This is a genomic window from Streptomyces coelicoflavus (assembly GCF_003112555.1).
GTDB classification, from domain to species: domain Bacteria; phylum Actinomycetota; class Actinomycetes; order Streptomycetales; family Streptomycetaceae; genus Streptomyces; species Streptomyces coelicoflavus.
This window is the reverse complement of record NZ_BEWB01000002.1, coordinates 583,683-593,831: the sequence shown is the minus strand read 5'-3', so window position 1 is coordinate 593,831 and position 10,149 is coordinate 583,683. Positions and strand designations below refer to the sequence as shown.

The following is a 10,149-nucleotide window of genomic DNA, read 5'->3' as shown; positions in this document are numbered from 1 at the left end:
CGGCGACCACCCGCGGGGCCGTGCGGGCAGCACCGCGGGACCGTTCCCGGCACGGGGCGGGAACGGTCCACGGCGGCGGACGGGTCAGTGGCGGCCATGCCCGCCCGTGTCACCGCCGCCCGAGCCGCCGAGACCGAAGCCGTCGGTCTCGATCCGGTTGGTGTTGCGCTCGATGTCCTCCAGGTTGCGGTCCCGGGTGTCCTCCATGAGCTTGACCTGGCTGAGCGTGGCGTCGGTGATGCTCACCAGCGCGTCGCGGACGGACATCATGGTGTCCTTGGTGACCTGCCGCTCCTTCTGCTCCTGCGGCTTGGCCTTCTCCGCGAAGTCCCCCGACGTGCCGGGCCACGAGACGGTGGGAGCCAGGCCGTCGAGGAACTCCTCGGTCATGCTCCTGGCCAGCGTGGCGATCTCTTCCAACTGCCCGCTGAGGGCCTCGATGCGCGCCGGGTCGACGTAGTAGCGCTGCCCCATGTCAGTCCTCCCCGTCCTCGTCGAGCGCGTCGCGCCAGCCCGGCGCCGGGCCGTCCGCGCGGGCCGTGTCCTCGTCGTCCTTCTCCAGCACCCCGGGACCGAAGATCCGCTCCCAGTCCAGCTCGAAGCCCTTCAGCTCGGGCACCTCGCTGCTGGGTTCCGTGAAGGGCGTCATCGCCTTCATCACGTGCCGGTTCATCTTCTGCTGCGCCGCGTTCGCCGCCTCCAGGACGCTGGCGGCCAGCTCCTGGGGGGACATGTCGCGGTACTTGTGCTCCAGGAAGTCGATGCCGGTCAGCGCGCCCTGGGCGCCCACGGTGACGCGGACGGCACGGTCGGAGGAGAGCACCGCGAACGAGGCCTGCCGCAGCTCGCGTTCGGTACGCTCGACCGCCTCCTGGGCGGACCGGAGCTCGGCCATGGCCTTCTCCAGCCGCTGTTCCAGTGGTTCCGTCACGTCCGCTCCCTGAAGTCCTGTGGCTGCACGGTCGATCTTGCCTGGTGGGGTGCCGGTCGCGGCAGCCGGGGACCGGGTGGCGTTGCTCTCCCGGCACCGTCCGCGGCGGCCGACCGCCCGGCCGTCACCGTCCGATGACGGCCGGGGTGCCGCCGTCCTCGGTGCCCCACACGTCCGCGTCCTCCTCCAGGTAGTCGGCGGACGTCGTGACTCCGCGGCTCTGGCCCGGCTCCTGCTCGGGGGAGTCGCCGCCGGTGGTGGCGACGCGGGACGCCGGGGCCAGGAAGGTGTCGCTGTCCTCCTGGCGGTTCCAGGGGCTGCGCCGCCTGCGGTTGCGGCGCTCGCTCTCCTCGGCGGCGTCGACCAGGACGGCCCGCACCCGTTCGCCGTTGCCCTTCTCGCCGCCGCCTCCCATGCCGCCCATGCCGCCCATCGGCATGCCGGGGGTGCCGGGCATGCCCGGGGCTCCGGCCGTTCCGCCCCCGGCGGCCGGGGCGAGCGGGGTGCCTCCGGCCCCGGTGGTGGCGCCGTCGGACAGCGGGGCCGCGGTGCCGGTGAGGAGGCCGTCGGAGCCGACGGAGGCGCCGGCGGTGAGTCCGCCGCCGGTGGCGGAGGCGAGCGAACCCCCGTTGCCCAGGCCGAGGTCGGGGGCGGAGAGGGTCTCGGTACTGATGCCGCCGCCGACGCCACCGCTGCCCCCGGGCCCGTCGAGCGAGCCGAGACCGTCGAGCGAGCCGAGTTCGTCGAGGAGACCCGTACCGTCCGAGGAGGTCGGACCGTTGCCCGTGTTGAGGTCGTGCAGGTTCACCGTCTCGGTGTGGCCCTGCGCGTCGGTGACGGTGGCGATGCCGGTCTCCGGATCGACGACCTGGGTGCTGCCGTCCGGAAAGTCGGTGGTCAACTGGCCGTTGTCGAGGGAGGTGACGGAACCGTCGGGGTTGGTCACCCGCGCGCCGTGGGTGAGGTCGGTGGTGGTGACGGACCCGTCCGGGTTGGTGGCGGTCAGCATCCCGGTCTGGGTGTCGAACGTCGCCCGGGTGCCGTCCGGGAACCGGGTGAGCAGGTCGTCGCCGGCCAGCGACGTGTCCCCGCCCGTGGGTGTCTGAAGCCCGGAGCCGCCACCGGCGTTCAGGCCGTCGAGGCTGCCCAGGTCGAGGTCGCCGAGGCCGGCGAGGTCCCCGTTCGACTGGGTCTGCAGGTCGCCCGGGGAGCCGGGGCCGCCCTGACCGCTCTGGCCGTTGAGGCCGCCGAGGCTCCCCAGGTCCGTCGTGGTCGTCGAACCGTCCGGACGCGTCGTCACCGCCTGACCCGTCGACGGATCCACACTCTGCGTCGTACCGTCCGGGAACCTCGTCGTCAGACTCCCGTCCTCACCCAACGACGTCACCGAACCATCCGGATTCGTCACCCGCACACCATCACCCAGATCCACGGTCGACGTCCCACCGTCCGGACCCGTCGACGTCAACAACCCCGAATCCGGATCAAAACTCGAACTGCTCCCGTCCGGGAACCGACTGGTCAGATCACCACCCGACAACTGCGTACTGCCACCCGTCGGCATGTCCAACACCCCACCACCGCCACCACCGTTCAACCCACCGAGACTCCCCAGATCCGTCGTCGTCGTCGAACCGTCCGGACGCGTCGTCACCGCCTGACCCGTCGACGGGTCGATGGTCTCCGTACGGCCGTCCGGGAACGTCGTGGCGAGCTTGCCGTCGTCGGTGAGCGAGGTGACCGAGCCGTCCGGGTTGGTCACCCGCAGGCCGTTGCCCAGGTCCGTGGTGGTGGTCGAGCCGTCGGGGCCGGTGGTGGTCAGCAGGCCGGTGTCGGGGTCGAAGCTGGTGCTGCTGCCGTCCGGGAACCGTGCGACGGGGTTGCCGTCGACGAGGCCCGGGGTGCGCTCGTTCGGCAGCCGCGTGCCGCCGCCACCGGAGTTGAGACCGCCGAGGCTGCCCAGGTTCGCCGGCGGGGGCACGACCGCGGGTTGGCCGCCCCCCGGGTTGCCGTCCGGGCCGCCGCCGAGGCCCGCGAGGCTCTCGTTCACCGCGTTGTTGGCGTCGCCGAGGTTGCCGAGGTCGTCGGTGGCCGGGCCGCCGCCGGGTCCGCCGTTCACCGCGCCGAGGTTGCCGAGGTCGTCGGTGAGCGCGCTGCCGGCGTCACCGGGACCGCCGTTGAGGCCGCCCATGTCGCCGAGGCTCTCGGTGACCGGGAGGTCCCGGTTCAGCAGGTCGTCGAGGCCGCCGAGGTCCGTGGCCGAGGGGTCGTTCAGCGTCCGCAGTTGCTCCTGGGCCTCGTCGGCCTGCTTCTCCTGCTCGGCGCGGAGTTCGTCCTGGTACTTCCGGTCCTCCTCGCGCTGCCGTTCCTGCTCCTCGCGCAGCTCGTCCTGGTAGTCGCGGTCCTCGTCGCGCTGCCGGTTCTGCTCCTCCCGGAGTTCGTCCTGGGCCCGCTGGTCCTCCTCGCGCTGCCGGTTCTGCTCCTCCCGCAGCTCGTCCTGGGCCCGCTGGTCCTCCTCGCGCTGCCGGTTCTGCTCCTCCCGCAGCTCGTCCTGGTACTTCCGGTCCTCCTCGCGCTGCCGTTCCTGCTCCTCGCGCAGCTCGTCCTGGTAGCGGCGGTTCTCCTCGTTCTGCCGGTTGATCTCCTCCTGGGCCTCCTCGGCCTTGCGCTCCTCGTACTCCTGCGAGGCCGTGCTGGTCGACTTCGGCTCCGGGAGGTTCTCGGTGAAGTCTCCGCCCAGGTCCAGGAAGGTGTTGTTCAGCGTGGACTGCACGGTCCGGGCGGGCTTGACGAGGTACTCGTCGACGCCGCGGCTCCAGATCTGTACGGCCTTGTCGCCGACCTTCGCCCAGTTGGCGATGTCGGTGAGGTCGCCGTACTCGGGGTGGTTCTGGGTGAAGCCCTCGCGGGGGTCGTGGTAGGTGGTCGAGGAGTACGCCGAGTAGGTCGTCTTGATGTCCGTGTTGGCGACGTTGTTGGTGTCCACCCACTGGGCCAGGTCGTCCAGGACGTACCGCAGCACCCGGTGCGGGTCGTAGTAGTCCGAGTTGGCCCAGGTGATCCACGCGTCCAGCAGTTTGTCGGCCGCGTCCTCCAGTGCCGAGCGGGCCTGGGAGAGGGCGCGCGAGTACACCGTCTTCCCGGTGCCGTCGCCCTCGCCCGTGCCGGGCTTCTCGTCGAACGTGTCGATGTACGCGTCGTAGTTCTCACGGATCTTCGTCAGCAGGCTGCGGAAGACCTCCGCGGCCTCGCCCTTCCAGGTCGCGTCCTCCCGGCCGAGGGCCTCCTCCCACTCCTTGATCTTGGGCCCCTGGTCCCGGAAGAACTGGGCCGCGAAGTCGAAGGCCCGGCCGGTGGTGTCGAAGGAGTTGAGGTCGACCGAGGCGTCCTCGGCCACGCCGAGGTTGCTGAAGCGGGCGTCCGCCGTGTTTCCGCCGAGCAGTTCGAGGAGCGCCGTCCGCGGCCCGTTCATGTAGCGGGCGAGGGTGACGGTGCTCATCTCGTCCTTGTTGTAGTCCTTGAACTCGTTGCCCTCGCGCACGGAGGCGTTGGCGACGTCGTCCGTCCCGGGGTCGGCGAAGATCAGCTCGTCGCCCGCCTTCACCCGTCCCTCGAAGACGATCCTGGCCTGCTTGATCTGGGTCTTCTTGCCGCCGTCGAAGAACCAGATGTCGTAGTCCTCGCCGGTGTTCTGCAGGAAGCCGGACGCGTCCTCGACGAACGAGCCGAGGCCGCGGTCCCTGATGTCCATCCGGAACAGCTTGCCGCCGTGGTCGGAGCGGAGGGTGTCGAAGACGGTGCTGCGTTCCGGCACCGGGTAGCCGGTGATGTGCGTGACCAGGCCCGCCCAGACGTCGGACGACGCGTCCGTGGCGTCCTCGTACTTGTTGACGTTGTCTATGGAGTCCGCGTCGTAACGGTCGACCACCGGGCGCCCTCTCTGGTCGGGTTGTCGTGCGGCACGCGACACGCCTGTCGCGCGGCACGGGTTCTCTAGGAGTCGGAGTCGCCCTCGCCGCTGCCGCCGGCGGTGAGGGTGTCGACCTCGTCGAAGTGCTGGAGCAGCGTCTGGGCGTCGATCGCGTCCAGGTTCTTGGCCTGTGTCTTGCGCGCCCCCTCGATGGTGTCGGTGAGCGCGTCCTGCAGCTCCTTGTACAGGTCGATCTGATCGCCGAGGAGCTTGTCGAGGGCCGTGGCGGCCTCCCGGACGCCTTCGAGCAGCTTGGGCCCCGAGATCCGCCCGTCGGTGGCCATCTTGCCGATACGCAGCAGTTGCTGGTTCTGGTCGAGGTTGTCCGCGGTGGTGTGGCCGTCGACGAGGTCGCCGAGCGTGCGGGGGTCGCCCTCCCCGCCGCCTTCGCGGTGCCTCTTGGCGTCCTTGTACGCCCGGTCCACCTCGTAGTCGCGGAAGTTCTCCATCGCGGACAGGTCGAAGTGCTTGATGTCTGTGGGGTTGTCGGCCATCGGAAGCTCTCCTGCCGCTCGGTGCCTGACGGGGGGCGGACCGCGGAACGGCGAGGGCACGCCGCCGCGTGACCGCCGCGGCGTGCCGCCCGCCGCTCCGCCGTCCGGACGGAAGCGGGACGGGGCGGCGGTTCTTAACGCGCCCGCACGTTGCCCCAGTTGTCGGCGCTGCGGCGCTCGTCACGGGAGTGGTTGTCGTGGATGGACTGGATCAGCGTGCCGTTGTCGTTGAGCAGGGTGGCCATGTTCTTGGTGGCCTGGTCCCACTCCATCTGCACCCGCCGGTACATCTCCTGGTCCGCACCCTCCCAGGACGCGACGAGCGGCCGCAGCTCGTCCTCCAGGTTGTTGAGGGTGTTGATGATCTGCTGTGTCTGGTCCGTCAACTCCTCGACGGCCTTGCGGACCACGGGGTACTGCACGTCGATGATGCCGTCGGCCATGACGTCTCCTCTCGGGTGGCCGGACGCCTCGCGTCCGGGGAAGCACGAACAGTGCGGCGTCGCTGGGGGCCGCACCGCGCCGGACGCGTCAGAGCAGCGCCTGGAAGACGCCCTGACTGGTCTTGCTGTTGAGGACCTCGGTGAGGTCCTGGTTCTCCTGCGCCAGGCGGTTGGCGGAGGTGACGTTCTCCTGGAGGGCGTCGATCATCTTGCTGATCTGGACGACGACCGTCTGGGCCTCCGTGTTCCAGCTGCGGAAGAGCTTCAGCAGGGCCTGGCCCTCGTCGCCGCCGACGCCGGAACGCGAGGCGATCTCGGCGACGTTGTTCTGGATCCTCTCCACCTGGCTCCGGGCCGACTCCAGGGACGAGACGCCCCCCAAGCCCTTGGCATAGTCCGCTTTCCTTGCGGCACTGTCCGCCATGTCGCGCTCCCTTCGTTCGAGCGATCGCATTCGAGCGATCACGTCGCACCGTTGCCCGCTGAGGCTAAGTAGAACCGCCTCTTCCGCGCAACGCGCGGCGATACTTTTCAGAGTTCGCCCGGCGGTCCGAAATATGTCTGGAGCAAGGTGGTTGACCAAAGGTTTCGAGCAGATGAACGGCCGAGCCGGGCGGACTGTCCGTCATGTGGCATCCGCCGGGACACACAGTTCGATGCGGGCGTCATTCGGGCGCTCCCGAGCGGCAAACGGTCACCGGAAACGGGCGCCGCACCGACCACGGACGCGACATGAGGGCGAATACGGTCAATTCACGGAACAGCAGCGTGGATTTCCGAGCCGGGCTTCGGCCGCGACCACAAAGACCGAAATGCACGTCGGCGAATGACCGCGGCGACCACACGGACCGGAAATCGCCCTTGTTTTCGCCCTCTTGCGTCTTCAGAAATCCCTTTGACCCTCTTGTCGGGCTCGGGGCGCGGTGTCCGCTGTGCCCGACGTGGCGGACGGGCTTCCTGTGACGAGGCTCGCGGCCTCGGCCTTCTGTCCCGGGTCCGGCTCCTCCCGCTGCGCGGCCCCCTCGCAGTCGGGCGCCGTGACCCGTACCTTCGCGGCGCCGGAGGCGGCGTCCGGGTCGAGGTCCGCGCCGGTGGGCAGTGCCGCGAGCAGCGGCGCGGGCACGGAGTCGATGTCGCCGGTGGTGTACCCGAGCGCCCGGAGGGTGTCGTCGGCGGGCACCCGGTACTTCACCCCGTTCTCGGCGACCAGGTAGGTGGTGCCGGCGTGGGCGGCGCCACTCGCGTGCAGCGCCCGCACCAGGGCGCCGTGGCCGGGCCGTACGACGGTGGCGTCGGTCGGTACGCAGGCCTCGCGCACGGGGTCGGCGGTGCCCTCCGACACGGCGACCGGGGCGAGTCCGGTCAGCGGGGCCAGCACCGAGCCGATGCGGGCACCGCCGTCGCCGCCGTCCACCTGGGCGCACAGCGCGCTGCCCCGCGGCACGGACTGCGGGACGGGGGGCGCGTCCGGCAGTCCCGCCGTGCCCGGCCGGCCGGCTCCCTCGGCCCGGTGCTCGCGCAGCGCGTCGGCGCCGACCGTGCGCGCCTCGGGCGACTCGCCCCGGTAGGCGTCCTTCTGGGTCGCCGGGTCGCCCAGCACCAGGGCGGCGCCGAGCCGGGTCAGCGGCACCAGGCCCTCCTCGTGCAGCAGGTGGTACGTGCTCGCGCCGCCGGGCACACTCACCTCGAAGACCTGGCCGACGCGGGTGGCCTCGCCGCCCAGCTCCGGGCCCTCGCCGCCGCGTCCGGGCACGTCGGGCGAGCGCAGCGCGGGGCCGGGGGCCAGTGCGTCCAGGAAGGCCGCCGAGACCGGCGCCGCCGACACGGAGCCGTAGCCGAGCGCGGTGCGGGCGTCGGACTTCTCGTCCAGCGGCAGCCTGCTGCCCCGCCACACCAGGTACCGCGTCCCGTCCGGGCCGCGCACCAGCACCCCGCGGTCGGCCGCGATCGCCGTGGCGTCCACGGGCGCGCCGGCCACCAGCGTCGTGGCCCCGGCCTTCTCGACGCCCGAGGACGTGGGCGTGCCGGAGGTACTGGGACCGGCGCCGTCCGGTCCGGTGACGCACATGTTCCAGGCCCCGCCGTCGAGTTGCCCGGCGGCGGGCAGGCCGTCCGGGGCACCGGGGATGCCGACCGGACCGCCGACGGGAACGCCCCGCAGCGAGGCGGTGCCGACGTCCTCGGTCGGCAGGTCGGATCCGCCGATCAGCCGCGCGGAGGTGTAGTTGCGCACCGGGTGCAGTACGCCGTCGGTGTCGGTCCACAGGTAGCGGGCGCCGGTCTCACGGTTGACCACCAGGTGCGGGCCGTCGCGCCAGCCGTCGTTCCCGCCGGGCCGCAGCAGCCCGTAGACCACGGTGCCGGCGCCGATCAGGACGGTGAACAGCAGGCCGAAGACGACACCGCGGGTGGTGCGTCCCAGCGGGCTCTCCGGGGCGTCCGGGGAGGCTGTCAGCAGACCCGAACTGAGCCTGCCCATCATGAAGCTGTGGGCCTGTACCTGGTCGCGCTTGGACTGCACGGCCTCTCCTCGTCTCGTCTTCCGTGGGCCCGGGCTCCGTGCCCGGCTCTCCGCCCGGCTCTCCGCCTAGCCGAACAGTCCGCGCAGCCAGCCGAAGAGACCGGCCACCCAGAGGGTGAGCGGCAGCAGTGCGACCGCGAAGACGGTGTGCGCCAGCTCCGCCGTGCGGCCCCAGTACGGCAGCATCCGGCGGCCGGGAACGGTCCAGGTGGCGATCACGAGGCCGGACGCGGCGGCCAGCAGGACCGCGAAGACCACCAGGCGGGTGTCGGTGTCGCCGTCCACCGCCCAGGCGCGGGCGAGCAGCAGCAGGCCCCAGACGCCCGGCAGCGCCAGCGTCAGCCGCTGGCCGACGGCGACCAGGCCGCGGGAGTGCAGGAGCAGCAGCAGACCGAGGACGAGCGCGGTCAGGACCTCGGGCAGGTCCGGGTGGTGGGTGAGGACGACCAGGGCGGCCACGGCGGCGGCTCCGGTGGCCGCGAAGAGCGCGGTCACCCAGCGGCCGGCCAGTTCGGTGCGGGCGGCGACCTCGTCGCCGGCGTAGGGCTCGATGCCCTCCTGCAACTGGCCGGCGGAGGAGGGCAGTGCGGGCATGCGCATGCCGGCCAGCTTGAAGGCGAACGGCGCGACGGCTCCGGCGCCGAGGGCCAGCACCGCCATCACCAGCGCCACCGCGGCCGGCGCGTCCAGCCCGGTGTAGCCGACCAGCGCCCCGGTGACCGCGGTGGCGACCGCCACCAGGGCCGTGGCGAACAGGGCCGGGGCGCCCACCGCGGTCGCCGCCAGGGCCAGCACCGCGCCGCCCGCGCCGGCGGCGCCGGCGGCGAGCAGCCGCGCGCCCACCACCCTTGCCGTGTCCGGGCCGGTGAGGTCGCCGCCGGGCAGGACCCAGCCGGCCAGCGCGAGACAGGGCGCGACCAGCAGGCCGAGCGCGGTCGCCGTGAGCCGGTCGCCGACCGCCCGGCTGGCCGAGCCCGCGCCCGCGAGCGCCAGCAGTCCGGCCACCGCCGCACAGACCACCCGCAGCGAACCGGAGCCGTCCACGCCGGGCCAGAAGAGCAGCACCAGGGCGACGACCACGGTCGCCGCCGCCGTACCGCCGAGCAGTCCGCGGGCGGCCTTCGGGCTCCAGGTGTGCATCCGCCGGCCGACCGTCTCGGATATGCCGTCCACCAGGTCGTCGAGGCGCGCCTCGGGCAGGACCTCGGTGTGCGGGCGCAGGTACAGCACCTCGCCGTCGGCGAGGCCCGCGCGGGCGAGGGTGGTCTCCTCCTCGAGCGGGGCGTCGCCCAGCCGCTGAAGCACCCAGCCGGCGTGGTCGAGTCCGGCCTCCTCGGCCTCCTCGCCCACGTACCGCAGCAGGGTGGGCAGCAGGTCGGTGACCGGTACGTCGGCGGGGACGGCCAGGTCGACGGAGACGTTGGGCGCACGTACGGTCAGGCGGCACAGTTCGGCCGCCGTGCTGTCGGTCATCAGCACAACTTTCGTCATCCGTGGGGGGACTTCGGCAGAAGGACTTCCACGTAAAGGGGACGGGAGCACAATACGGAACGCGGACGGGGCGGGGCAGAGGGGTACCGGCACCGGGACGGTCACGTGAATACGAGCCGCGTACCGAACGGTGTGCACGCCCCTCGTGGACAGGCCGTGTTCGATGAATGCAGACTACTGCCTGCGCCCGTCGGACCGTGTCGCGGACCTGGCGCCGCAAAGGGAAAGGGAGTTGCCCGGTTCGGAAGCCCCGCGCCCGATTTCCGCCCGGAATATTCACCTGCGTTCCACCGGACCAC

General features: G+C 71.9%; 8 protein-coding genes. All 8 read right to left on the bottom strand.

What is annotated here, in order from left to right:
• Positions 1-84: 84 nt before the first annotated feature.
• The 8 genes from Sco07f_RS02835 to eccD all read right to left on the bottom strand — a co-directional run bounded on the left by Sco07f_RS02835 (position 85) and on the right by eccD (position 9,832).
• Complete coding sequence (locus Sco07f_RS02835) at positions 85-474, bottom strand: hypothetical protein (RefSeq protein WP_007449349.1); 390 nt, start codon at positions 472-474, stop codon at positions 85-87.
• Position 475: 1 nt separating this feature from the next.
• Positions 476-931: a YbaB/EbfC family nucleoid-associated protein gene (locus Sco07f_RS02830; protein ID WP_007449352.1), complete on the bottom strand. Its 456-nt coding sequence runs from the start codon at positions 929-931 to the stop codon at positions 476-478.
• A 124-nt stretch (positions 932-1,055) separates the two neighbouring features.
• Positions 1,056-4,859, bottom strand: coding sequence for an AAWKG family protein (locus Sco07f_RS02825; protein ID WP_108986826.1), 3,804 nt, complete (start codon positions 4,857-4,859; stop codon positions 1,056-1,058).
• A 65-nt stretch (positions 4,860-4,924) separates the two neighbouring features.
• Positions 4,925-5,395: a type VII secretion system-associated protein gene (locus Sco07f_RS02820; RefSeq protein WP_007449376.1), complete on the bottom strand. Its 471-nt coding sequence runs from the start codon at positions 5,393-5,395 to the stop codon at positions 4,925-4,927.
• A gap of 134 nt (positions 5,396-5,529) precedes the next feature.
• On the bottom strand, positions 5,530-5,838 hold the full coding sequence (locus Sco07f_RS02815) for a WXG100 family type VII secretion target (protein ID WP_007449378.1): 309 nt from the start codon (positions 5,836-5,838) through the stop codon (positions 5,530-5,532).
• Positions 5,839-5,926: 88 nt separating this feature from the next.
• Positions 5,927-6,262 carry a hypothetical protein gene (locus Sco07f_RS02810; RefSeq protein WP_007449379.1) on the bottom strand — a complete coding sequence of 112 codons (336 nt, stop codon included), beginning with the start codon at positions 6,260-6,262 and terminating at the stop codon, positions 5,927-5,929.
• A gap of 459 nt (positions 6,263-6,721) precedes the next feature.
• Positions 6,722-8,359 (bottom strand): type VII secretion protein EccB, encoded by a 1,638-nt coding sequence (gene eccB, locus Sco07f_RS02805; protein ID WP_108986825.1) that lies wholly within the window; start codon positions 8,357-8,359, stop codon positions 6,722-6,724.
• A 66-nt stretch (positions 8,360-8,425) separates the two neighbouring features.
• Complete coding sequence (gene eccD / locus Sco07f_RS02800; protein WP_087793014.1) at positions 8,426-9,832, bottom strand: type VII secretion integral membrane protein EccD; 1,407 nt, start codon at positions 9,830-9,832, stop codon at positions 8,426-8,428.
• Between the last annotated feature and the right edge of the window lie 317 nt (positions 9,833-10,149).